Source organism: Campylobacter sp. MIT 97-5078 (assembly GCF_006864455.1).
Taxonomy (GTDB): Bacteria; Campylobacterota; Campylobacteria; order Campylobacterales; family Campylobacteraceae; genus Campylobacter_D.
Genome location: NZ_QHLK01000002.1, coordinates 85,039 through 109,790 on the forward strand (window position 1 = coordinate 85,039; position 24,752 = coordinate 109,790).

At 34.7% G+C, this 24,752-nt stretch carries 23 protein-coding genes and 1 pseudogene; 15 read left to right on the plus strand and 9 right to left on the minus strand.

All coding sequences use genetic code 11. From position 1 onward, the window contains the following. Positions 1–140: 140 nt before the first annotated feature. The 15 genes and pseudogenes from rpmH (at position 141) to DMB91_RS01745 (ending at position 15,591) form a co-directional block, all read left to right on the plus strand. On the plus strand, positions 141–275 hold the full coding sequence (gene rpmH / locus DMB91_RS01675; protein ID WP_004277342.1) for a 50S ribosomal protein L34: 135 nt from the start codon (positions 141–143) through the stop codon (positions 273–275). Further along, positions 275–598, plus strand: a complete 324-nt coding sequence (rnpA, locus tag DMB91_RS01680) for a ribonuclease P protein component (protein ID WP_052043222.1) — start codon at positions 275–277, stop codon at positions 596–598. Before rpmH ends, rnpA begins: the two co-directional genes overlap by 1 nt. Beyond that, entirely contained in the window at positions 586–906 is a 321-nt protein-coding gene (gene yidD, locus DMB91_RS01685; RefSeq protein WP_034905577.1) for a membrane protein insertion efficiency factor YidD, read from the plus strand. Before rnpA ends, yidD begins: the two co-directional genes overlap by 13 nt. A gap of 6 nt (positions 907–912) precedes the next feature. Further along, entirely contained in the window at positions 913–2,523 is a 1,611-nt protein-coding gene (gene yidC, locus DMB91_RS01690) for a membrane protein insertase YidC (RefSeq protein WP_034905575.1), read from the plus strand. Further along, on the plus strand, positions 2,520–3,425 hold the full coding sequence (locus DMB91_RS01695; RefSeq protein ID WP_034905573.1) for a Jag N-terminal domain-containing protein: 906 nt from the start codon (positions 2,520–2,522) through the stop codon (positions 3,423–3,425). Before yidC ends, DMB91_RS01695 begins: the two co-directional genes overlap by 4 nt. Beyond that, positions 3,418–4,761 (plus strand): tRNA uridine-5-carboxymethylaminomethyl(34) synthesis GTPase MnmE, encoded by a 1,344-nt coding sequence (gene mnmE / locus DMB91_RS01700; RefSeq protein ID WP_034905604.1) that lies wholly within the window; start codon positions 3,418–3,420, stop codon positions 4,759–4,761. Before DMB91_RS01695 ends, mnmE begins: the two co-directional genes overlap by 8 nt. 17 nt (positions 4,762–4,778) lie before the next feature. Further along, complete coding sequence (gene purL / locus DMB91_RS01705) at positions 4,779–6,974, plus strand: phosphoribosylformylglycinamidine synthase subunit PurL (RefSeq protein ID WP_034905570.1); 2,196 nt, start codon at positions 4,779–4,781, stop codon at positions 6,972–6,974. Then, positions 6,974–7,762, plus strand: a complete 789-nt coding sequence (locus DMB91_RS01710; RefSeq protein WP_034905568.1) for a TerB family tellurite resistance protein — start codon at positions 6,974–6,976, stop codon at positions 7,760–7,762. The genes purL and DMB91_RS01710 overlap by 1 nt, the downstream gene beginning before the upstream one ends. Further along, on the plus strand, positions 7,755–8,024 hold the full coding sequence (locus tag DMB91_RS01715) for a hypothetical protein (RefSeq protein ID WP_143116781.1): 270 nt from the start codon (positions 7,755–7,757) through the stop codon (positions 8,022–8,024). Before DMB91_RS01710 ends, DMB91_RS01715 begins: the two co-directional genes overlap by 8 nt. Before the next feature lie 80 nt (positions 8,025–8,104). Continuing rightward, entirely contained in the window at positions 8,105–9,640 is a 1,536-nt protein-coding gene (purH, locus tag DMB91_RS01720) for a bifunctional phosphoribosylaminoimidazolecarboxamide formyltransferase/IMP cyclohydrolase (RefSeq protein WP_034905565.1), read from the plus strand. Positions 9,641–9,839: 199 nt separating this feature from the next. Then, positions 9,840–10,718 carry an OmpA family protein gene (locus DMB91_RS01725; protein ID WP_052043221.1) on the plus strand — a complete coding sequence of 293 codons (879 nt, stop codon included), beginning with the start codon at positions 9,840–9,842 and terminating at the stop codon, positions 10,716–10,718. Positions 10,719–10,938: 220 nt separating this feature from the next. Further along, on the plus strand, positions 10,939–13,560 hold the full coding sequence (locus DMB91_RS01730; RefSeq protein WP_034905563.1) for a valine--tRNA ligase: 2,622 nt from the start codon (positions 10,939–10,941) through the stop codon (positions 13,558–13,560). Continuing rightward, complete coding sequence (locus tag DMB91_RS01735) at positions 13,547–14,509, plus strand: methionine ABC transporter ATP-binding protein (protein WP_034905560.1); 963 nt, start codon at positions 13,547–13,549, stop codon at positions 14,507–14,509. The genes DMB91_RS01730 and DMB91_RS01735 overlap by 14 nt, the downstream gene beginning before the upstream one ends. Before the next feature lie 32 nt (positions 14,510–14,541). Then, positions 14,542–15,168: pseudogene (locus tag DMB91_RS01740) on the plus strand (methionine ABC transporter permease); the annotation flags it as partial. A gap of 216 nt (positions 15,169–15,384) precedes the next feature. Further along, on the plus strand, positions 15,385–15,591 hold the full coding sequence (locus tag DMB91_RS01745) for a hypothetical protein (RefSeq protein ID WP_034905556.1): 207 nt from the start codon (positions 15,385–15,387) through the stop codon (positions 15,589–15,591). A 180-nt stretch (positions 15,592–15,771) separates the two neighbouring features. Here the strand turns inward: DMB91_RS01745 and DMB91_RS01755 are convergent, their stop codons facing one another. The 9 genes from DMB91_RS01755 to DMB91_RS01795 form a co-directional block, all read right to left on the minus strand. Then, entirely contained in the window at positions 15,772–16,302 is a 531-nt protein-coding gene (locus DMB91_RS01755; RefSeq protein ID WP_034905553.1) for a hypothetical protein, read from the minus strand. Further along, entirely contained in the window at positions 16,295–17,437 is a 1,143-nt protein-coding gene (locus DMB91_RS01760) for a hypothetical protein (protein WP_034905551.1), read from the minus strand. Before DMB91_RS01760 ends, DMB91_RS01755 begins: the two co-directional genes overlap by 8 nt. Then, the gene (era, locus tag DMB91_RS01765; RefSeq protein WP_034905549.1) at positions 17,427–18,296 is read right to left on the minus strand and encodes a GTPase Era; all 870 of its coding nucleotides are present in this window, start codon (positions 18,294–18,296) and stop codon (positions 17,427–17,429) included. The genes DMB91_RS01760 and era overlap by 11 nt, the downstream gene beginning before the upstream one ends. Beyond that, positions 18,293–19,612, minus strand: coding sequence for an HslU--HslV peptidase ATPase subunit (hslU, locus tag DMB91_RS01770; RefSeq protein WP_034905547.1), 1,320 nt, complete (start codon positions 19,610–19,612; stop codon positions 18,293–18,295). The genes era and hslU overlap by 4 nt, the downstream gene beginning before the upstream one ends. Beyond that, complete coding sequence (gene hslV, locus DMB91_RS01775) at positions 19,609–20,154, minus strand: ATP-dependent protease subunit HslV (protein ID WP_034905545.1); 546 nt, start codon at positions 20,152–20,154, stop codon at positions 19,609–19,611. The genes hslU and hslV overlap by 4 nt, the downstream gene beginning before the upstream one ends. After that, complete coding sequence (gene rplI, locus DMB91_RS01780; protein WP_034905543.1) at positions 20,154–20,597, minus strand: 50S ribosomal protein L9; 444 nt, start codon at positions 20,595–20,597, stop codon at positions 20,154–20,156. Before rplI ends, hslV begins: the two co-directional genes overlap by 1 nt. A gap of 212 nt (positions 20,598–20,809) precedes the next feature. Next, complete coding sequence (gene tcuB / locus DMB91_RS01785; RefSeq protein WP_034905225.1) at positions 20,810–21,877, minus strand: tricarballylate utilization 4Fe-4S protein TcuB; 1,068 nt, start codon at positions 21,875–21,877, stop codon at positions 20,810–20,812. Continuing rightward, positions 21,874–23,301 carry an FAD-dependent tricarballylate dehydrogenase TcuA gene (tcuA, locus tag DMB91_RS01790; RefSeq protein WP_052043211.1) on the minus strand — a complete coding sequence of 476 codons (1,428 nt, stop codon included), beginning with the start codon at positions 23,299–23,301 and terminating at the stop codon, positions 21,874–21,876. The genes tcuB and tcuA overlap by 4 nt, the downstream gene beginning before the upstream one ends. Next, on the minus strand, positions 23,276–24,568 hold the full coding sequence (locus tag DMB91_RS01795; protein WP_034905222.1) for an MFS transporter: 1,293 nt from the start codon (positions 24,566–24,568) through the stop codon (positions 23,276–23,278). The genes tcuA and DMB91_RS01795 overlap by 26 nt, the downstream gene beginning before the upstream one ends. Between the last annotated feature and the right edge of the window lie 184 nt (positions 24,569–24,752).

Here is a 24,752-nt window from a genome sequence, read left to right on the forward strand (position 1 = left end):
TGATTCCTTTTTTTGATTTGAAAATGAAATTTAACAAATTATTATAAAAAATACTCTTAAAATATGTGAATTAAAAGCAAATTTAAGTAATATTTGATTATAATAGCAAGCTTTAAATTTTATATTTTTAAGGATAATAAATGAAAAGAACTTACCAACCGCATAAGACGCCTAAAAAACGCACACACGGCTTTAGAGTGCGTATGAAAACAAAAAACGGACGCAAGGTAATTAATGCAAGAAGAGCAAAGGGCAGAAAAAGATTGGCTGTATAGTGAAAACACCGAGTATAAATGATGCTGGGGAATTTTTACGCCTTTACAAAGAAGGGAAGAAGTGGCACTGCGAAGGCTTTATCATCTACTATCAAGCCCATTTTTGCAATAAAATGGCAGTAGTTGCAAGCAAAAAAGTTGGCAAAGCAGTGCTAAGAAACCGAGCAAAAAGGCTTTTAAGGGAGCTCTTTTGTAAGGTAGAAAAAGAACTCATACAGGGCAAATATGTCTTTATTGCCAAAGATGAGATCAATGAGCTAAATTTTCACAAGCTTGAGAAAAATATCAAATGGGGGCTTAAGAAATTGCAATGTTTAAGATGATTTGCGTTAAGACTATAGCTTTTTATCAGCATTTTTTAAGCCCATTAAAACCTAGAGTTTGTCGCTTTTATCCAAGCTGTTCTGAATACGCTAAATGGCAATTTGAAAAAAGAAATTTTTTTGTCGCTTTTGTTTTAAGTTTGTGGCGAATTTTAAGGTGTAATCCTTATTTTCAAGGTGGATTTGATTATCCAAAGATCGCTAAGCTTGATTTTAAACCTAGTTCATACAAAGCAGACATAAAGATTAAATTTTTTTATATCCCTTACGCACATCAAAAATTTTATATCGTTAAAAAAGTTTTTTAAAGGAAAATCGTGAATTCATCTAATCCAAGTCAGCAAAAACGAGTCATTCTCGCCGTTGTTTTATCTTTTTTATTTTTCATTGTGTATGGAGAATTTTTTGTAAGCAAACCAGCTCATGTCGAGCAAAATATAAGCCAAGAAGTCAATGAAAGTCTCATCTCTACGCAAAATCAAGCTCCAAGCATAAACACTCAAGTAAGCTCAAATTCACAAAGTCCAGCAAGCGCTTTAGAAAGTGCGAGTAAAAAAATTATCGCTAATATCCAAAGCGAGCATTTTAAAGCAAGCATCGATGAGCTAGGACGCATTTCAAGTTTTATTTTAAAAGACAGCAAATATCAAAACGAAGCAAAAGAAGCGATTAATCTTATCGCTAAAGACGCTCAAGTTTTGCCTTTAGAGCTAAGATTTAATGATGCTCGTATCAACGCACTTGCTTTTAGCACCAGCTATACAAGCGATAAAAATGAAATTCTTGTAAGCGAAAACTCCCCTGCTACGCTTAAACTCACTCAAAATTTAGGAGAGCTTAGCATTGAAAAAATTCTTACTTTTTACGCAAAGGGTAATTACACTATAGAAGTAAAACTTAGTAAAAACGCACAATACTTTATCACCCCCGGTTCGCGTCCGAGTGAGACGGTTGATTCTTATACGATTCATGGAGCTTTGTTCCTTGATAAAGAAGATACTATTCATACCTTTGCAGATGGCGATGTAAAAGATGATGAAAGTGTTGGTTTGGTGTATCTTGCTTCTGGTTTTGATCGTTATTATACCTCGCTTTTTTATAATTTTAATGAAGGCTTAAATGCTGTGATTAGCAAGGATAAGGCAGGAAATTCACTGATCTTTGTGAGTTCAAACAATGAATTTAAAAGTGGAGCATACATAGGTGCAAAAGAACATATCATACTTGAAAGTATTGATAAAAGGCTGATTAACGTCATAGAATACGGCTGGTTTACCTTTATCGCTAAGCCGGTATTTTGGTTTTTAAATTATTTACATAGCTATCTTGGAAATTGGGGCTGGGCTATAGTTGTGCTTGTGCTTGTGATCCGCCTCATATTATTTCCACTAACTTACAAATCAATGATTTCTATGAATAAGCTCAAGGATTTAGCTCCAAAGATGAAAGAAATTCGTGAGCGATACAAAGGCGATCCGCAAAAAATGAATACTCATATGATGGAGCTATACAAAAAACACGGAGCAAATCCTTTTGCTGGGTGTTTGCCTATACTTTTGCAAATTCCAATTTTCTTTGCGATTTATCGTGTGCTTTTAAATGCTATCGAGCTTAAAGCTGCTCCTTGGGCGCTTTGGATACATGATTTGTCTGTGATGGATCCGTATTTTATCTTGCCTATTTTTATGGGAGCGACTATGTTTTTACAGCAGCTTATCACACCTATGGCTATACAAGATCCAACTCAGGCTAAGATTATGAAGTTTTTGCCTATCATCTTTACTTTCTTTTTCATTACTTTTCCGGCTGGACTTACGCTGTATTGGTGCACCAATAACCTTTGCTCGCTTTTGCAGCAATGGGTTATAAATAAGCTTTTCGCAAAAGAACATCACAAAAATAAAGAAGTGGAAAAAATACAATGAGAGTTGAAGCAAAAGATTTACAAAGTGCCTTAACGCAGGCAGCACAGAACTTATCTTGTTCTGTTATGGATTTAGAATATGAAGTTATTCAACAAGCAAGTAAAGGCTTTTTGGGTTTTTTTCAAAAAAATGCGATCATAGAAGCAAAAAACAAGAAAAAGCCTTATCACAAAGCAGATAGACAAAACAAAAAAAGAGAATTTGATAAAATGCCCCAAAGTTTTGAAGATAAAAACTTTTCTTATGAGAAAAAGCCATATATTAAGTCTTATGATGAAAGATTAGAGGAAAGGGCAAGTGAAAAAAATACCGATAAAACACTTGAAAAACAAACTCAAGGATACAAAAGCAAAGAAAGACTCAAAGCCCCATCATACACGATCAAAGAGGAAAGCATTTTTGTAAGCTTTCATAAAGAAGAGCAAGAGCTTAAAGATCCGAAGTTTTATCTTGAGGAGATCAAAACCCAGCTTAAAAACCTAATGGCTATTTCAGGCTTTAAGATAGCTATTAGCGAGCTTAGAGTATATAGCAAAGATAGTATTTATATTAAGCTTGACGGCGAAGATGCGGCACTTTTGATAGGTAAGGAAGGGTATCGTTATAAAGCTTTGTCTTATTTGCTTCATAACTGGATCAATTCAAAATATAAGCTTTTGGTTAGACTTGAAATTGCTGAATTTTTAAAAAATCAAGAACAAGGCATGGACTTTTATCTTAAAAATATCATCGAAAAAGTTGAGGCTATAGGACGCGCACAAACCAAACATTTAGATGGAGTGCTTGTAAAAATCGCTCTTGAAAAGCTAAGAGAACGCTTTCCAAACAAATATGTAGGCATAAGACAAAACGGTGATCAAAAATTCGTTGTGGTGAATGACTTTTTCAAAAAAGATGAATGAAACCATAGCTGCTATAGCAACGCCTCAAGGCGAAGCTGCCATATCTATAGTTAGATTAAGTGGGGCTAAAGCTTATGAAATCGCACTTTTGATAAGTAAAAGAACGCATTTAAAACCTCGCTACGCTCATTTAAGCAAAATTTACACTCAAGACAATGAACTTATCGATGAAGTAATCCTTCTTTTTTTTAAAGCTCCTCATAGCTTTACAGGTGAAGATGTAGTTGAGTTTCAAAGCCATGGTGGCTTTAGTGTCGCTTTTGTTTTGCTTGAAGAGCTTTTGAAGTATGGGGTTCGTTTGGCAAATGCTGGTGAATTTAGTAAAAGAGCGTATCTTAATGATAAAATGAGTCTTTTAAAAGCCTTGCATATCAGCGAGCTTATCAAAGCCAAATCAGCCTTTAGTGCAAAACTTATCGCAAGGAATTTAGAAGGCAGGCTTCAAACGCTCTTAGAACAAATGAGAAATGATCTGCTTAAAAGCCTTGCTTTTGTTGAAACAAGCATTGATTATGCTGATGATGATCTACCTTTGAATTTACTCAAAGATATTCAAAGTATGTGCGAGCAAAATGCCAAAAAGCTTGAGCAAATCGCTTCAATCTCAAAAACAAAAAAAGGACTTATCGAGGGCTTTAAAATCGCTATCATTGGCAAGCCAAATGTTGGTAAATCCTCGCTTTTAAATGCTCTTCTAAGCTATGAAAGAGCTATAGTTTCAAATACAGCTGGCACCACAAGAGATACCATAGAAGAAAGCCTAAAAATCGGCTCTCATCTAGCAAAAATCATCGATACAGCCGGCATTAGAAACTCAAGTGATACTATAGAGCAAATGGGTATAAAGCTGAGTAAAGAAGCCATTGTAAAGGCTGATATTATTATTGCTGTGTTTGATAACTCAAGGGCTTTTGATGAAGAAGATGCTGAAATTTTAGAGCTTGTTAAGCCTTTTTTGAGTGATAAAAGCGAAAAAAAAGTTTTTTTACTGCTCAATAAAAGCGATTTAGAGCCCAAATTTGATTTTCCAAAGGACTTATCTTCCATAAAACTTTGCACCAAAGAGCCTTTAGATGAGCTTTTAAAGGCTTTAGAACTATATTTAAATTCTTTAGAAAGTGTGGAGTTTGTTTTGCCAAATTTAGAACTAGTGCATTCTTTTGAAAAGGCGAGTAAGGCTTTGCAAAGGGCTAAGGTTTTAATTGGAGAAAATTCACTTGAACTTTTTGCTTTTGAACTTCATTTGGCTTTAGATGAAATCGCTAAATATACGCAAAAGATAGAACACAGCGAAGTGCTTGATGCAATGTTTAGCCATTTTTGTTTGGGTAAATAAATTTAAAAGGAGTGAGTGTGGATAAGGACATTATAAAAGCACATAAAATCAGCGATGAAGAGTATAAAGAAATACTTAAAATTCTAGGCAGAGAGCCAAATTTACTTGAGCTTGGTGTATTTTCAGCTATGTGGAGCGAGCATTGTTCGTATAAGTCGAGCAAAAAATATCTTAATGGCTTTCCCACAAAAGCGCCTTGGGTGATACAAGGACCCGGAGAAAATGCTGGTGTAATCGATATAGGCGGAGGTATGGCAGCCGTGTTTAAAATAGAAAGTCATAACCATCCAAGCTTTATTGAGCCTTTTGCAGGAGCAGCCACTGGTGTGGGTGGGATTATGCGTGATGTTTTTACTATGGGCGCACGCGTGGTTGCTAGCTTAAATTCTTTAAAATTCGGCGATATACACGATGCTAAGATAACTAAACATCAAAAATACCTTGTTAAAGGCGTGGTAAGTGGCATAGCACATTATGGAAACTGCATGGGTGTGCCTACTATAGGTGGAGAATGTAATTTTGATGAATGCTTTAATGGCAATATCTTAGTTAATGCCTTTGCACTTGGCATTTGCAAGCAAGAAGAGCTCTTTTATGCTAAGGCTGAAGGTGTGGGAAATCCAGTGATTTATGTGGGTTCAAAGACAGGTAGAGATGGGCTTGGTGGTGCTGTTATGGCAAGTGATAGTTTTAGTCAAGATAGTAAAAACTTACGTCCAACTGTGCAAATTGGCGATCCATTCACTGAAAAACTCTTAATGGAAAGTTGTTTAGAACTATTTAAAAAAGACCTTATCATCGGCATTCAAGATATGGGTGCGGCTGGGCTTACTTCAAGCTCTTTTGAAATGGCTGGCAAAAGTGGCTCTGGTATGAAACTTTACCTTGATCAAACGCCGATGAGAGAAGAGGGTATGAGTCCTTATGAGCTTATGTTGAGTGAAAGTCAAGAAAGAATGCTTATTTGTGCAAAAAAGGGCAAAGAAAAAGAAGTGATTGCGATCTTTGAAAAATACGCTCTTGATGCAGCAGTAATCGGTGAGGTAAGCGATACAGGCAAAATGGAGCTTTTTTGGCATAATGAGCTTGTGGGAGAGATACCGATTGCACCTTTGAGCGAAAAAGCACCTATTTTAGATAGAAAAACGCAAAAGCCAAAGTATTTAGGGCTTATGAAAGAGCTTGCTTTTGTGCTTAAAAACCCAACAACTCATACGTTTAAAACGCTTCTAAGCAATGAAAATATCGCTGATAAAGCTTTCATTTATGATCAATTTGATTCAAGCGTGCAAACAAACACAATCAAAGCTGATGGCAAGCTAGGAGCAAGCGTGATTCGTGTTAAAGAAAATAATGCAGCTTTAGCTATGGCTGTGGAGTGTAATTCAAGGCTAAATTTCATCGATCCGTATAAAGGTGCAGCTTTAAATGTGATGAACGCTGGACGCAAGGTAGCGTGTGCTGGGGCAAAGCCTTTGGCGATTAGTGATTGTTTAAATTATGGTAGCCCTTTAAATGCTGAGGTAATGTGGCAATTTGCTCAAGGTTGCGAGGGTATAAAAGAAGCGTGTAAGGCTTTAAATACGCCTGTTGTGAGTGGAAATGTAAGCTTGTATAATGAAACTGATGGGACAAGCATTTACCCAAGCCCGACTATAGTGTGCGTTGGCTTAAATGAGAATGCTCAAAACTCCTTAAAATCAAGCCTTGAAAAAGAAAATATCAGTCTTTATGTGCTTGGCGATACCAAAGGTGAGTTTGCAGGCTCGCTTGTGGCAAAGGTGCAAGATAAGCTGTGCGAGGGCAAGTTAAATGAACTTGATTTTAATGCGGAGCTTAAACTTTGGGATTTGCTTTTAAAGGCAAATGAAAATAAGCTTTTAGAATGTGCTAGTAGCGTTGGTGTAGGAGGTTTGGCTATATGTTTAGCAAAAATGTGTGCTATTAGTGAATTTGGCATAAAAGCTGATATTTGCTTTAAACACCCAAAAACAAGCGATGAAGCTTTGCTTTTTGATGAGAGTGCAAGTAGGGCAGTAGTGGGCGTAAGTGATGAGGCGAGTTTTGAAGTGTTTGTAAAAGAATTTGGAGTAAATTATACTAAACTTGGCGTAAGCACAAAAGAACAATTTTTTAGGCTTAATGATATTAATTTAAGCAAGCAAGAGCTTAATGAGCTTTATTTTTCAAGCTTTAAAAAGGAATTTTTATAATGGCTTTTATACTTTTACTTTTGGCAATTTTTGCCTTTGTTTGGTATTATAAAAACCACATGGCAGGGCAATCATCAAGCACTTTTCAAAAATTCACAAGAGCAAGCAAAGGCTTTGGCAAAAGTTTTGCTCAAGGCATTTATGAGCAAAGACTTGATGAATACAAAAAAAAGATGAATTATTATGTTGTTGCACTTTTGGCTAAGATCGCAAAAAGCGATGGTAGGGTCTCTCAAAGCGAAGCGGATATGATCACTCAAATTTTAAATGCTAATGCAAGTGATGAGAAAGAAAGAGCTTTTTTAAAGGCAAGTTTTAACGAGCATAAAAACGAGCTTAATGATACGCAAAGCGTGGCGTATGAGTTTATGCGTGAGGTGCCACTGCCTCAAAATGAGCGTTTGAATGTTTTAAGAATGTTTGTGTATGTTGCAAGTATAGATGGAGTGATTAATGATACTAAGATCAAGCTTTTAAGCCTCATCGCTTCAGCCTTTGGTGTAAGTGCTTCAGAGCTTGAAAGTTTCATCGCAAGTTTTAGGTATAACTCAAGCTCCAAAGAACTTAGCCTTGATGAAGCCTATAAGGTGCTAGAACTTGATAAAAATGCTGATATAAACGAGCTTAAGAAAAGATACAGAGCCTTAGCTAAAAAATACCACCCAGATATCTTAAATGCAAATAATGTCAGTGAAGCAGAGCTTAAACAGGGCGCAGCAAGGTTTCAAGAGATTAACGAAGCTTATGAAAAGCTTAAAAAACATTTGGAAAGTGATAATTATGCTTAAAGGATTAAAAGACATTATCATCTTTTTGTTTTATCTTGTATCTGGTATATCGGCACTTTGGAATTCTATTATGATGGCTATATCTTATTATCAATTCAAAAAAGGTGCTATTTTTGATTTTTTAAAATTTATGAGTTTAGAGCATTCTATTCTTGTTGCTATTTTCATTAAATTTATAATTTCTTGCAAGATTGGCATTACAGACGCGTTGAAGAGGAAAATAAATATAACAAATACAAAGATAAAAAATGAAAGATATTAATGAAGCCTATGAGTTTTTAAAAGGATATATACAAGATAGATGAAAATTTATTTTATGTATTGAAAATAAGGAGGAATACAATGAAAAAAGCATTATTAAGCGTAAGTGATAAAGAGGGCATAGTAGAATTTTCCAAAGAGCTTGAAAATCTAGGCTTTGACTTGCTTTCAACTGGAGGCACTTATAATTTGCTTAAGCAAGAGGGTTTAAAAGTGCAAGAAGTGAGTGATTTTACAGGACAAAATGAGCTTTTTGAAGGACGCGTTAAAACCTTGCACCCAAGAATTCATGGGGGTATTTTATATAAAAGAGAGGATAAGGCTCACGAGCAAGAAGCTAAGGAGCAAGGCATTGAGGCTATTGATTTAGTATGTGTGAACTTATATCCTTTTAAAGAAACGACTAAAAGAACTGATGATTTTGATGAGATTGTTGAAAACATAGACATAGGTGGTCCTTGTATGCTAAGAGCAGCGGCAAAAAACTATAAAAGTGTTTTAGTGCTTTGTGATAAGGCTGATTATGCTGAAGTATTAGCTGCTTTAAAAGAGGGCAGGGTTGATGAGAAATTTAGACTAGCTTTAATGATAAAAGCCTATGAGCATAGTGCAAATTATGATAGTTTTATCGCAAATTATCTTAACGATCGTTTTAACAAAGGCTTTGGAACAAGAAAATTTATCATAGGACGCAAAGTTTTTGACACCAAATACGGCGAAAATCCTCATCAGCAAGGAGCTTTATATGAATTTGAAGATTTTTTCAGCAAGCATTTTAAAGCTCTAAAGGGTGAAGCAAGTTTTAATAATCTTACCGATATTAACGCAGCCTTAAATTTAGCTTCAAGTTTTGATAAAGAGCCAGCTGTAGCTATTATAAAGCATGCTAATCCTTGCGGTTTTGCTGTGAAAGAAAACTTAATGCAAAGTTATATACAGGCTTTAAAATGTGATCCAGTGAGTGCTTATGGTGGTGTAGTGGCGATAAATGGTGCTTTAGATGAGGCTCTAGCTTTAAAGATAAATGAAATTTATGTTGAGGTTATCATTGCTGCAAGTGTGGATAAAAGGGCTTTGGAAGTATTTGAGAATAAAAAGCGTATAAAAATTTTTACTCAAGAAAGTAAGTTTTTGAATCCTGCTTATGATGACTTTGATTTTAAACACATAGGTGGGGGCTTTGTGTATCAAAGCAGTGATAAGGTAGGCTTAAACGAGCTTAAAGAAGCGTCTTTAAAAAGCACAAGAGCAGCTAGTAAAGAAGAATTTAAAGACTTAGAAATTGCTCTTAAAATAGCAGCTTTAACTAAGTCAAATAATGTAGTCTATGTTAAAGATTCAGCCATGCTAGCCATTGGTATGGGTATGACAAGCCGCATTGATGCAGCAAAGGTAGCCATCGCTAAAGCTAAAGATTTAGGGCTTGATTTGCAAGGCTGTGTTTTGGCAAGTGAAGCTTTTTTCCCTTTTAGAGACAGCATAGATGAGGCAAGTAAGGTTGGGGTTAAAGCTATAGTAGAACCAGGAGGCAGTATAAGAGATGATGAGGTTATACAAGCAGCCAATGAGCATGGCATGGCTTTATATTTTACTGGTGTAAGGCATTTTTTGCATTAAATTTAAGCACAAATCAGAGCTTTTTTTGATTGAGCTTGCTGTAAAGAATTTCTATGTGAAATTGACAAGGGCTTGCGTATAAATTTGACAAATAAGGCTTTTTTTGGTAGTGTTATGAAAAAGGAAACTATTCAATTAAAATGCTTTAAAATTTGGCATTTAAATAGCTTTTGCAATTTATACATCTTAAGGAAAAATGATGAAAAATAAGCTTATGATTTTACTTATTCTTACGGTGCTCATTTTGTGTGCTGTTGGATATTATGTGCTTACGAGTTCAGAACCTAAAAATATCAGTTTTTACGAGCCAAAAACACAAACTTCCCCTCAAAGTGCTCAAACAAGTCAAGCTCAACCCCAACAAATTCCACCACAACAAAATACTATGCCAGCTCAAAACTTTTCTCAAAACAAAGCTTTTGAGGAAAACACACTAGCAAACACACAAAGAGATTCAAAGCCAAATTCAGCCCCAGCAATGCAGAGCTTAAGAAGCGAGTATGAAGCCTTATTAAAACGTTCTAAACATGATAGAAGTCTTGGCGAGCCAAGATATGATGTGTATATTGTTGATTCGCAAAAGCTTCATGCAAATGAAAGAAAAACGATCAATTCTATCACTACCACGCTTTCCAGAAGAGGAGGCTTTTTAGAATACGCTTTATTTGTTGAAAAAGCAAACACAGAAAATATTAAAATCACGCTTTTTAATAAAAGCTTACTTGATGAAATAAACTTTATCACAAGTTTCAAACCCTTACCACCTCTTTGGTTTAAATTCAACCAAAGCTCAATGCAAAGCATTAAAAATAGCTTTTATATCAATGATCTTAAAGCTACGCTTAAGCCACAAAGCAAGATTAAAAGCATTGTTTTAAGCGGACATACCGATGAGATAGGAAATGCGGCATATAATTATATGCTCGGGCTTAAAAGAAGTGCAGCTGTAGCAAGTGAGTTTTTAAGGATAAGTGGCAAAATCATTATTCAAAGCTATGGAAAAGACAAGCAACTTACTCACGATATGGACGAGAGTAAGCGTTATATCAACCGTCGCGTTGAAACCCTTTTTGAATAAATAACAAAAGATATTCTAGCTCTTTTTTTCTATGGTTGTTTGTTTGTCAAGCTTTTTTTACTATTCAAACAAGCTTTTTGAGTTTTCTTTCATGATCTTAAATTCGTGTAGAATATCTTTTTCTTCCGCTTTTTTTGTTTATTCTTGGCTCTTTTTCAAGAAAAACTTAGGCAAATTTGGGTATCATCTAGCTATTTTATTGTAAAAAGGCTATTTTAAAATGTATGATAAAAGCGTTGAACAAGAGTATTATAAGATATGTGAGGAGAGAGGGTATTTTGAAATTGATGGGAATTTAAATTTACAAAGCGAAGGCAAAAATTTTTGCATTATGATGCCTCCACCTAATGTTACAGGTGTGCTTCACATAGGACATGCGCTTACTTTTAGCCTGCAAGACATTATCACGCGTTATAAAAGAATGGACGGCTTTAGGGTGCTGTATCAACCCGGACTTGATCATGCTGGTATTGCCACTCAAAATGTAGTTGAAAAACAGCTTTTAGCTCAAGGCATAAAAAAAGAGCAAATCGGTAGAGAAGAATTCATCAAAAAAGTATGGCAGTGGAAAGAACAAAGCGGTGGTAAGATAGTAGAACAGATGAAAACTCTTGGCATTAGCCCGGCTTGGAGTCGTTTGCGTTTTACCATGGATCAAGAGCTTGCAAATGCTGTAAAAAAAGCTTTTATCTCACTTTATAATCAAGGCTTGATCTTTAGAGGTGATAGAATGATTAATTGGTGCTGTAAGGACGGCGCTTTAAGCGATATAGAGGTTGAGTATAAAGAAAATAAGGGCAAACTCTATCATTTAAGGTATTTTTTAAAAGAAAGCAAAGACTATCTTGTCGTGGCTACTACGCGTCCAGAGACTTATTTTGGCGATACAGCTGTAATGGTCAATCCAAACGATGAGCGGTATAAGCATTTAGTAGGTAAAAAACTCATCTTACCCCTTGTAAATAAAGAACTTGAGATTATCGCTGATGAGCATGTGGATATGGGCTTTGGAACAGGAGTGGTTAAGGTTACACCAGCTCATGATCATAACGACTATGAGGTGGGCTTAAGGCATGGTTTAGAATTTATTACTATCTTTGATGAAAAAGGCATTTTAAACGATCATTGTTTGCAGTTTAAGGGGCTTGAAAGGCTTGAAGCAAGAGAGCTTATCATAAATGAACTTGAAAAACACGGCTTTGTTGAAAAGATAGAGGATTATGACAATCAAATCGGACTTTGCTATCGTTGTAAAAGCGTGGTTGAACCTTATATCTCAAAGCAATGGTTTGTCAGTGCTAAAGTGGCTAAAGAAAGCATTGAGAGGGTAAATGCTGGAGAAATAAGCTTTTTTCCAAGCCATTGGATCAATTCTTTTAATGCGTGGATGAGAGATTTGAGGGATTGGTGTATTTCAAGACAGCTTTGGTGGGGGCATCAAATTCCAGTTTTTTATTGTAAATGTGGGGCTGAGTTTGCAAGCGAAAAAATGCCAAGTGAGTGTCCAAAATGCAAGAGTGTAAAGTTTAAGCAAGATGAAGATGTGCTTGATACTTGGTTTAGCTCGGGACTTTGGGCGATGAGCACTTTAGGCTGGGGCAATGAAGGCTTAGGAGAGGGTAAGCTTTATCAAAAAGATGATTTAAAGGACTTTTATCCAAATTCTTTACTTATCACTGGCTTTGATATACTCTTTTTTTGGGTAGCAAGAATGCTCTTTCAAAGCACAAACGCACTGCACAAGCTACCATTTAAGCAGGTATATCTACACGCCTTAGTTAAAGATGAGCTTGGGCGAAAGATGAGCAAATCACTTGGTAATATCATCGATCCAAATGAACTTATCAAAGAATATAGTGCAGATATCTTGCGTTTTACTCTAGCTATTTCAGCCGTGCAAGGACGCGATATAAGGCTAAGTAATGATAAACTTATGCAAATTCGTAATTTTACAAACAAGCTTTATAATGCTGCAAATTATCTACTCCTAAATGAACAAAGCTTTGCTGAACTAGAAAAGATAGAGCTAAAAAGTGAGCTTGGATTATACATGCAAAGTAGGCTTGAAGCTTGCATAAAAGAGCTAAGAGCAAATTTAGAGCAATACCGCTTTAATGATGCTGCAAATACTCTTTATCGCTTCTTTTGGGACGAGTTTTGCGACTGGGGTATAGAGCTAAGCAAGGCTGAAAAAAGCAGTGTAAAAGAGCTTGGCAGTATATTTAAAGAGGCTTTAAAGCTTTTAAATCCTTTTATGCCTTTTATTAGCGAGTATTTATATCATAAGCTTAGCAATACAGAGCTTATAAACGCCCCTTCTTTGATGATAGCAAAATTTCCGTGTTTTAAAGCACAAAATGAAAAAAGTGAAAAGCTTTTTGGGCTCATCATAGAAAGCATAGTGAGTATCCGCCGTGCTAAAGCCTTGATTGAGCAAAACAAGATCAAAAAGGCTTTTATCAAGCTCAATGATATAAGCTTAAATGAGGTTTTAAAAGCTTACACACATTTTATTACCTTGCTTTCAAAGAGTGAGGAAGTGGAGTTTATCACTGAAAAAGTAAGCAATGCAAGTGCTGATGTAAGTGAAAACTTGAGCGTATTTATACCGCTTGAAAATATTGATCTTAGTGCAGTTTTACAAAGGCTTGAAAATCAAAAGCTTAAAATTCAAAAAGAGCAAAGCAAGCTTGAAAATATGCTTAAAAATGAAAAATTCATAAGCAAGGCTCCAAAAGAAGTTATCGCACAAAATCAAGAAGCCTTAAACACGCTTCAAGTCCAGCTTGAAAAGATAGAACTTGAACTTGAAAATTTAAAGGGTAAAAATGATAGAGATTAACAAATTAAAAAAATACTACGGCAAAGAACTTGTCATCGATGAGGTAAGTTTAAGTGTTAAGGCTGGAGAAATTTTTGCTATAGTAGGGCATAGTGGGGCTGGAAAATCCACACTTTTAAGGTGCATAAACGCGCTTGAAAATTATCAAAATGGCTCTTTAAAAGTCTTTGGTAAAGAAATTTCGCAAGTAGCAAAAAATCCTAAAGAACTCAGAATGTTTCGTAAAGATATAGGTATGATTTTTCAACATTTTGCTTTGATGAGTAGAAAAAATGTCTTTGAAAATGTGGCTATGCCTTTGCAAATTCATGGTTTTAAAAAGGACGAGATTGACAAAAGAGTAAAAGAACTCCTTGTTATGGTAGGCTTGGAACAAAAAGCAAAGTCCTATCCAAACGAGCTAAGCGGAGGGCAAAAACAAAGAGTAGCTATAGCTAGAGCTTTGGCTTTAAAGCCTAAAATTTTACTCAGTGATGAAGCAACTTCAGCACTTGATCCAAATACAACCAAAAATATTTTAGAGCTTATCAAAAAGATCAATAATGAGCTTGGCATAAGCGTAGTTTTAGTCACTCATGAAATGGAAGTAGTAAAAGAAATCGCAAGCAAGGCTACTTTGCTTGACCACGGACATATCATAGGAAGTGGGGAAATTCACGAGCTTTTCTTAAAACCAAATGCTAAAATGCAAGAATTTTTAGGCGAAAACGACTTTTTGCCTCAAACAGGAGTAAATATCAAGCTTTTCTTTCCAAAAGAAGTGGCTCAACATAGCGTGATCACAAGTATGGCAAGGGCATTAAATATAGATTTTAACATAGTTTGGGGCAAGATAGAAAAGCTTAATGACATCGCTTTAGGAAATTTAGTGATTAATGTAGCTGAAAAGGATAAAGAAAAAGTGCTTAACTTTATTCAAAAAAGTGGCGTTTTATGGGAGGTAGCCTAATGCAAGCTGAAAGATTAGAAATGATACTACTAGATATTTTAAGTCCAGCTTTACTTGAAACCTTGTATATGACTTTTGTTTCAACCTTTGCTGGTTTTTTACTGGCTATAATCCCTGGCGTTTTACTTGCGGTGTGGGATAAAGGAGGACTCAGTGAAAATAAAAGCTTATATGCTGTGCTTGATTTTTTTGTCAATATAGTGCGTTCTTTTCCTTTTATCATCTTAATCATAGTCTTAATGCCACTAACGCGTATCATCACAGGCACAAGCATAGGCACAACAGCGACCATAGTGCCGCTAACTTTGGGTATAGCTCCATTTTTAGCCAAAATGATAGAAAGTTCATTAAAAGAAGTTGATAAAAGCATTATAGAAGCGGCAAAGTCTTATGGAGCAAGCAACGCCCAAATCATCTTTAAGGTAATGTTTGTAGAAAGCTTGCCAAGCCTTATTAATGGCATAACACTAACGCTTATCGTAGTAGTAGGCTTTTCAGCTATGGCTGGTACGGTTGGAGGCGGAGGCTTAGGTGATGTGGCTATACGATATGGTTATGAGCGTTTTCAAAGCGATGTGATGGTTTTAACCGTGATTGTTTTGCTTGTTTTGGTGCAAGTTATACAAATTCTAGGAAATCTAGCCTATAAAATTACTAAAAAATAATTTTTAATTTTATAAGGCTCTAGCCTAGCACTTTCCTTTCTTAAATTTATATACAGCATTTTATCCTTTCCCTACCTCAATTCACATTTCTTTAAATGTAGCTCAAAATTTGTTTTAACTCTGTATAAATTACACTTTGTGGGTAATCTTTTTCTTTATAATGCTTTATGAAAATGCCATAAACTTAACATATAATGAGTAAGAAAAACAATGAAAAACCGTTTTAGCTTGCTTGCTCGCAGGTTTTTGTTGGGCTGTGAAGATCAGGTTTTAGACTTTGAAGATAAAGAAATTACGATTGCTAAAATCGTAGCTTTGGGTAATGAACTTGAGTATAAAGGCGAAGAAAAGCCAAATATCAACTTCTCAAAGGGCGAATTCGGGATTGTAGCTACTTTTTTGGCGAATTTAGTTTAGATAAAAATAAGCTTAGCGTTGCTGAAAATTCAGGCTCCACGAAGATGCTTTGTGATCCAGAAGCAATGACGTTTTAAAATGCACTTTTAGCTTCTTTTTTTAAAAAAAAGGAGGGGGTGTTGAGCTTAAAAAGAGCAAAAACGTTTTGTGCTTTGAATCGCCAGCTTTACAAACTCACCTTCAATAAGCTTTCAAAACAAGAAAATCAAGATAAATCACGACTTTAAGTCCTTTTTTATCTTGATCTTTTACAAGATTTAAACCCTTTAAACCAATATTTATTTGCTCTAAAGCCTTTAAAAACTGCATAGCTTTCATAAATTCAGCCTCAAATTTAAGCTCAAGTTCATGACTTATAAAATACTCTTTTTCTATTTTTTTATCTTTGATAGAATTAAAATGTATGTGCTTGGCATTGGCAAGTTTATAAAGCTCATCAAGTTGCTTTTGATAGGGAACTTTAAAATTTAAAAGTGTTTTTTCAAGCTCATTAAGATTAAGTTTTTGTTCTTCTTTGAGTAAAGAAAGTTTTAGAATTTGTCTTTGTTCGTTTGAAAAGCGTTCTAAATTTTGTGGATCATAATACCAAAAACTCAATATTTGAGCTAATTTTAAGCCTAAAAATACACCCAAAAGCAAACTTATAATACCAAGAAGAATTTTTTCTCTTAAGCTTAATCTATCAAGATAAAAGCCCAACTTCTCACTCATCTTTTATCCTTAAATGCAACTCATGTATATCATCTTTGCTTATTTTTTGCTTGAGTATAAAATCATCATTGTTATAAAGTTTTTCAAATTTGTTCTCATTACCTTGCGTAACGATTTTAACTAAGTTTTCATTTTCAAGCTCTAAACTTATGATTTTTATATCATTTTCATCTAAAAAAGCAAAGAGCTTGCTAAGAGTATAAAGAGGGCTTGTGATCGTGCTAGCAAGCTCTGATTCTAAGCTTTTGATTAAATTTTGCTTTTGCTCAAGTTTTAAATTTATGCTTTGAGTAAGCTCTTCAAGCTCGTTTAATGAAGGTTGATCGACTTGCTTGTGAAAGTCTGTCTTAAGCGTGTGGTGTGTAAGATAAGCATGGATTAAACCACCACAAAAGCTTAGCACAAAAGCAAATGAAAAACTCAAAACCAAGCCTTTTAAAGCACTAAATGAGCTTTGTTTTGTATTTCTTAAAAAATTAGCTTGGGGTTGATTTTGCTCTATCTCAAGTTTTGCAAGCTTTTTGTAAAGCTCATCTTGCTCTGTTGCATCTTTATAAATTTGTATAAAAAGCTTATTTTGAAGTATTTTACTAAGATTAAAATGATCATTGATAATCAAAAGTGTTTGGCTTTGATACTGCTTTAAAAGCGTCTCACATTTGGCTTGAGTGAGTAAAATTTCTATAAAAAATTTTTCTTGTTCTTGAGTATTTTTATTTTTAAAAACATTAAGGCAAAGTTTGGGGATATTTTTGCAATACAAAAGTTCATCTTGCTTAAAAAAGGCGATAAAAGCATACTTATCTTGTAAAACAAGCACTGCAAATGTTTGGTTTAAATCCACATACAGGTTTTGCAAATTTCTTAAAATCACAGCTTCACTTAAGGCAAAATCTTCTTTTGTGTATAAATTTTCAAAAAGAGTTAAAAAGATATGCACCCTTTCTTTACTTTTGATAAAGCTCATCACATAGCTTAGATTTTCTTGTATATCAAATTCGGCTAAAGCCCTTTCAAACAAGCTTTCTTCATCGATATTTTCGAGCTTATCAAGCCTGAAATTGGTGTATAAAATATCTTGAAACGCGACAATTTGTATTTTTATGTCTTGGGTTTTAAAGGGCTTAAAGTTCAAGAATTTGCTTAAGAAAGTCTTCATCTTTATCCCAATTTTTTTTCACTTGCACGAAAAGATTTAGCATAAGCTTTTTTTGGGCAAATTTTTCTATCCTTATCCTTGCGTTTTTGCCAAGTCTTTTTAAAGCTGTAGCGTTTTTGCCAATAATCATAGCTTTATGGTTATGGCTTGAAGTGATGATGTTTGCGTCAATAAAAAGTATATGTTCTTTTGCCTCAAAACGTGAAATTTCAAGCTCACATTGATAAGGAAGCTCATCACTAAAGCTCTGAAAAATCGCTTCAAGTATAAAATCCTTATAAATGTCCTTTTCTTTTGCACTGCTTAAGAGTTCGCTATCATAGTAGTGTGGGTGTTCAGGTAAGAATTTAACTACAGCATCAAGTAAAGCTTTTTTGGCACTTTTTTGCTTACTTGAGTAGGGAAGCAAAGTCTTAAAATGCTCGCTTAAGCTTGAATACTCATTCATCTTTGTAAGCAAATACGCATTATCCACCAAATCAACCTTATTTAAAATCACGATATGTGGAACTTTGCAAGCCAAGCTTAAAAAGTCTTTGTATTCACTTAAATCATCTTTAACGCTTGCTACAAAAAACACAAGATCAGCCCCTTCTATGCTTTTAAGAGCGATTTCTACGAGTTTTTGATTAAAAATTTTTTGGCTTTTGTGAAGTCCGGGTGTATCGATGAAAATGAGTTGATTGTTTTCATGCATGATAATGGCATTGATTTTGCGACGCGTGGCATTTCTTTTATGAGAAATGATAGTGAGATTTTCACCTAGCAAGGAATTGATCATCGAGCTTTTGCCAGCATTTGTTCGCCCGATGACACTTATAAAACCACTTCTCACAATATATATCTTGCCAAATCTTTATCCTCTATGATAGAGCCAAGTTTTTCTTCAACCATAGCCTCATCAATCACAAAGTTCTTACCAGCGTGTAAATCAGCCTCAAAGCTTAAATCCTCAAGGAGCTTTTCAATCACAGTGTGCAATCTTCTTGCACCTATATCTTGCATTTGTTTATTTGCTTTGCTTGTGATTTGTGCGATTTTGTGAATGGCTTCGTCTTTAAATTCAAGTTTTACTTTTTCAGTAGCTAAAAGCTGTTTGTATTGTTTAAGAAGCGAATTTTTAGGGCGAGTAAGTATGGCATAAAGTGCCTTATCATCAAGGCTGTCAAGTTCTACTCTTAAAGGAAAACGTCCTTGAAGTTCTGGGATTAAATCGCTTGGCTTACTTAAGTGAAAAGCTCCAGCTGTTATGAAAAGTATGTGATCGGTTTTAAGCGTGCCGATTTTTGTTTGCACGCTTGAGCCTTCTACTATAGGTAGCAAATCCCTTTGCACACCCTCTTTGCTTGGATCTTGTCTGCTTGAGTTTGCACTTGAAACAGCGACTTTATCGATCTCATCGATAAAGATAATGCCTTCATTTTCAGCCCTTTTTAAAGCCTCGCTTTTAATGCTTTCCATATCTAAAATTTTCTCGCTTGCTTCGTTTTGAAGAGCATTTTTGGCATCTTTTATCTTCATTTCTTTTTTGACTTTTTTGCTTCCAACGCCTATAACTTTTACTATATCTTGCATAGCTCCCATTTCAGGCGGTAAATTTGGATTAGTATCAAACATACTTTGTGAAATTTCTACTTCGATCACGCTTTCATCAAGCTTGCCATCTTTAAGCTTTGCACGCATTTTTTCAAGGCTGTTTGCGTATTCGTTTTGTTTTTCTTCGCTTATGCCTTTTGGTAGGGGCGGCAGGAGTTTTTCAAGGATTTTATTTTCTATAAATTCATCAATTTTTTCTTGATTTTTCTCTCTTTGTTCGTTTTTAACTAAAGTTAAAGCTGCATTTGCTAAGTCTCTTACCATGCTTTCTACATCACGTCCTACAAAGCCAACTTCAGTGTATTTGCTCGCTTCAACCTTGACAAAAGGAAAGCCCATCATCTTAGCCAATCTCCTTGCGATCTCAGTTTTTCCAACACCAGTTGAGCCTATCATCAAGATATTTTTAGGGGTGATATCTTCTTGAAGTTCTTTAGAAAGCTTCATTCTTCGGTAACGATTTCTTAAGGCTATGGCTATGATTTTCTTGGCGTTTTTTTGTCCTATAACATAATCATCTAAAAATTCAACGATTTCTTTTGGAGTTAAATTCATTTTTCTGTATCCTTTATGCTATAAGTTTTTATGTTTGTATTTGTATATATGCAAAGCTCGCCTGCAATTTGTAGGCTATCTTTTACCAGTACTTCTTCATCTAACTCTGTGTGTTTAGCTAAGGCTCTAGCTGCACTAAGGGCGAAATTTCCGCCACTTCCTATGGCTGCGATTTGCCCATCTTCTGGTTCAACCACATCACCTGTGCCAGAAAGCAAAAAGATATGTTCTCTATCAAGCACAAGCATCATAGCTTCAAGCTTTCTTAGGTATTTGTCTTTTCGCCATTCTTTAGAAAAATCGATCGCAGCCTTAAGTAAATCACCCTTTGAAGCACTGAGTAAATTTTCAAACATATCAAAAAGATTAAAAGCATCAGCTGTGCTTCCTGCAAAGCCGGCTAAAACCTTGCCGTTATTGAGTTTGCGAATTTTTACAGCATTGCCTTTAAGCACAGTATTGCCAAAGCTTACTTGTCCGTCCCCGCCTATGACTGATTTGTTTTTGCCCTTATAAGCGAGTATAGTTGTTGCGTGAAACATTACTCAGCCTTTACTTCAAGCTTAAAGCTTGCATGTATAGCGTGTCCTAGCTTAACGCCAATCTCATGCAAACCAAGCGTTTTTATAGTTTCACATTCTAAACTTTTTTTATCAAGCTCAAAACCGCATTGTTCTTTTAAAGCTATAGCAATCTCATCTTTTGTAACCCCGCCAAAAAGCGAGCCATTCGCACCGACTGGCTTTTTGATCTCTAAGCTTACTTTGGCTAATTCACTTTTAAGTTTTTCTAAATTTGCAAGCTCAAAACGCAAATTCTCAGCCTTTTTTCTTTGTTCGGCATCAAACTGCTTTAAAACTTGATTTGTTGCAGCTTTAGCTAAGCCTTTAGCAATTAAAAAATTCTGTCCGTAGCCATCTTTGACTTCTTTGATCTCTCCAGCCTTACCAAGAGCTTTAACATCTTTAATGAGTAATACTTTCATTGCTTATCCTTTTTTTGAAAACAAATATTTTAACATTTTTATGTTTAATCTTGGTTTTAAAAGCTGAAAATTTGGAATTTAATAATGTAATAAAATCAAAGCAGTTTTTGCGTGTAAAGTCTCTAAATTGATTTCACAAAAATATAATTTTGTTTTTTAAAATACATAAAAATATTTTTCATAAATAATGCCTTAAAAAAAGCATTATTATATCAAATTTCTTCTTCGCTATTATATTTTAAAAGTGCAATAAAACGATAAAACATATGCACAAATTTAGAATAAGGTGCCATGATAAAAAAAGCCAAAACACAACTTAAATGCAACCAAAGCATATAAGGCAATAAAGAGTTTTGCTTCAAACACATAAGTAAAAGTCCTGTAAAACTTACTAAAAAAAGCATGAAAATAAAGACATAATCCATCCCTACACTTTGATCATCTACTATGTTTTTATCTGCTATACATTTTAAAACAAAAAGTCCCAAAGTGCCTATGCAAAGCATAATACCTCCTATGACCCCAAAAATTTTAGGAAGTTGGGCAAAATCATAAGGGGCTGCTAAATTTAAAAAATGATGATAAAATGCTCCTAAGCATGTGGCTATAAAGCAAAATAAAAAACCATAAGCAGTAAAATGATGAAATATTTTTCTTACGCTAGAACGCTTTTCATTAGGATAAGTACAACCCTCGTTTTTATGCCCACCTAGATATTTAAGACTTAGAGCATCTTTTAAGCTTTTTATAAAAACAGCAATATTAAGATTTTTTAATTTTATAGCATGGTAGAATTTTGCTACACTGCCCGCCAAAGCTAAAACCATCAAAAGCACAACTATGCCAAAAACACTCACCATATAATCATAAGAAACAATAGCAAAGAAATCTCCTTGAGTGTTTTCACCTTTATAAACACTAGCACTCCAAAATCCAAAAAATAAGGAAAAGATCAAAATAGCACTACTTAAAACTGCATTTTTCCTAAAAGCTAAGCCTAAAAAATTAGGAAAAGCGTATTTTTCATAACTGTATTGTCTAAGAGCTGCAAATTGTTTAGGAATAGAAACGTTAAATTCATGCGGTGGAGCGTATTGACAATCATAAAAACATTCAGAACATTGATGGCATAAATTAGCCAAATAATCCATATCTTTTAAGGAAAATTCACGCTTTTTTTCCATAGCTGGAAACACTGCACAAAGCCCCTCGCAATAGCGGCAAGAATTGCATATAATACAAGATTTATGCACTTCTTCATAATTTTTTGTAATTTTCATTTCATATCCTTTACTAACTCAAATGCATTTTCGCCGGCTAAACGTCCAAAAACACTTCCTATACTCATACCAAAGCCTGCAACATAGCCTTGGGTTAAAATATTTCCTGCCATGATTTCACCGGCTGCAAAGATATTTTTAAAAAGCTCTCCATTTTCTTGATACACCCTTGCATTTTTATCCACTTTCACCCCCATATAGGTAAAAGTAACTCCTGGACGTAAAGGATAACAATAAAACGGCGGAGTGTCTATTTTTAAAGCCCAATGCGTTTTTTCTATTTTTAAACCTTGAGTGTGGCAATTATCTAGTATAGTATGATCAAATTCTCCTTCTACAACACTTTGATTATATTCATCTATAGTTATTTTTAAAGCCTTTGGATCTAAGTTTATCTTAAAGGCTAATTCTTCAATAGAATTTGCCACTATAGGTTCAAAAAGTGAGGGCATGTAACATTTTTGCACTTTAGAATCGGTTATAGAATAAGCAATTTGATCCTCTTCATTTGCCACCAAACGCCCCCAAATTGCATAACGTTTTGGCCAAAAATCCTCACCCTCATCATAAAATCTTTGTGCTTTTTTATTCACCACTATACCTAAGGATACGCAATCTACCCTTGAAGCAATGCCCCCATCGTATTTTGGAGTCCTTGCATCGATAGCAACCATATGCCCTTGAGTGGGATCACCTATGATTTGTGCACGATTTTTCTGTAAAGCTTTTAGCATTTTACCTTGATTAAAACGAGTCCCACGAATGATGAAATTTCTTGCTTTTTCTCCCCAAGCTTTTTCAAGCCATTCCAAATTAGACTCAAAGCCTCCACTTGCAATAATCACAGCCTTAGATTTAAATTTCACTTCTCGTTTTTGCTTCTTATCGAAAACTAAAATTTCCTTACAAATTCCTTTGTCTATGATTAAATCCAAAGCTTCAAATTCATAAAAAATTTCAACACCTAAATTTATTGCGGCATTAAAATAAGCATTAATCAAAGATTTTCCACCCCCTAAGAAAAAAGCATTTGTGCGTCCTAGGTGCAAAGTTCCACGCATAGAAGGTTGAAAACGCACTCCATGTTTTTTGGCAAATTCCACTGCTTTAGGCGTATGAGAGATGACAAAACGAGCATATTCTTCATTGGTTTGTCCCTTGGTTACTTTAAAAACATCTTCAAAAAACTCATCTTCGCTATAAGTTTTAACCAAGACGTCTGTAGGTGCATCATGCATAGAGCGTAAATTTCTAGTATGTTGGGAGTTTCCACCACGCCATTCCTTTGGAGAACTTTCTAAAAGTGCTATTTTTAACTTTGTTTTTTGGCTTGCTGTTGCTATAGCTGCACAAAGAGCCGCATTACCACCGCCTATAACAGCTACATCAAATTCCATCTTATTCTCCTTTTTGTTGTTTTTCATAAACCCCACCTTTTTTAAAAATAACCAAAGAAGCTATAAAAGAACAAATTGCCGCAAAAGTAAGCCAAAACGCAGGAGAAGCAGGATTGTTAGTTTTTTCTATCAAATAAGTTGAAACTGCAGGAGTAAATCCTCCAAAAATCGCTGTTGCTATAGAATAAGAAAAAGAAAAACCCATAGCTTTTACATTTTTTGGCATAATTTCTGATAATGAAACAACCATAGCTCCATTATAAGCACCAAAAATAAAACTAAACCATAATTCAACGATAAGTAAATTTGTAAAAGATATATTATGAGTTAAAAAATTAAGCATAGGATAAGCACTGATGATTCCTAAAAAAGTGATCACAAGTAAAATAGGTTTTCTTCCTATTTTATCGCCTATAAAGCCTGAAAGTGGCAACCAAAAAAGATTACTAAGTCCTATAATAGCAGTGATTGTAAAACTTTCTAATTTAGTAAAATGCAAGACTTTATTAGCAAAAGTTGGAGTGTAAGAAGTAATAAAATAAAAAGTTATTGTCGTCATCATTACAAACATAATTCCAAAAACTATTATAGATATATTTTCTCTAATACTTTTGAAAATAGCTCCGAGAGTTTTTGGAGCTTGGTGAATTTTGGCTTTAAATTCAGGTGTTTCATCTAGAGTTCTCCTTATATAAAAAATGTAAGGCACGACTAAACATCCAACTATAAAAGGAATTCTCCAACCCCAAGTTTGCATAATAACATCACCCATAAGATAATGTAAAAATACACCCAAAGCACCTGCAAAAACTGTGGCGACTTGCTGAGATCCACTTTGCCAAGAAACATAAAAACCACGTAAATTTTTTGGTGCAATTTCTGCTAAATAAATACTTGCTCCTCCTATTTCAGCTCCAGCACTAAAACCTTGCAAAAGCCTTCCAATTACTATTATAATGGGAGCCAAAATTCCTATACTTTCAAAACCAGGACAACAAGCTATAGTTAAGGTTCCAAGAGCCATAATACCTAAAGTTACAACAAGTCCTTTTTTTCTACCATATTTATCCATATAAGACCCAAGAACTATAGCTCCGATGGGACGCATCAAAAAGCCTACCCCAAAAGCCATAAAACTTTGCATTAAAGAAATAAACTCATTTTGAGCAGGAAAAAATACTTTGGCAATAAAAGCAGCATAAAAACCATAAACCGCAAAATCATACATCTCTAAAAAATTACCACTAGCAACACTAAAAATAATTCGAGCATTGCCTTTAGACCTTCTTTCCATATAGTTTCCTTTTTTTTATTCCATTATAAATCAGTTTTAGGATTTTTTAGTTCTAAAATATTCATAAAGTATTTTTTTTAAGTTTCAAAACTATACAGAAGATTTTTGCTAGGGGTATAATTTGTTGATAAAGACGGCAATGCGAGCTATCAACGACAAAAAATTATTCAACCAGAAACAACCG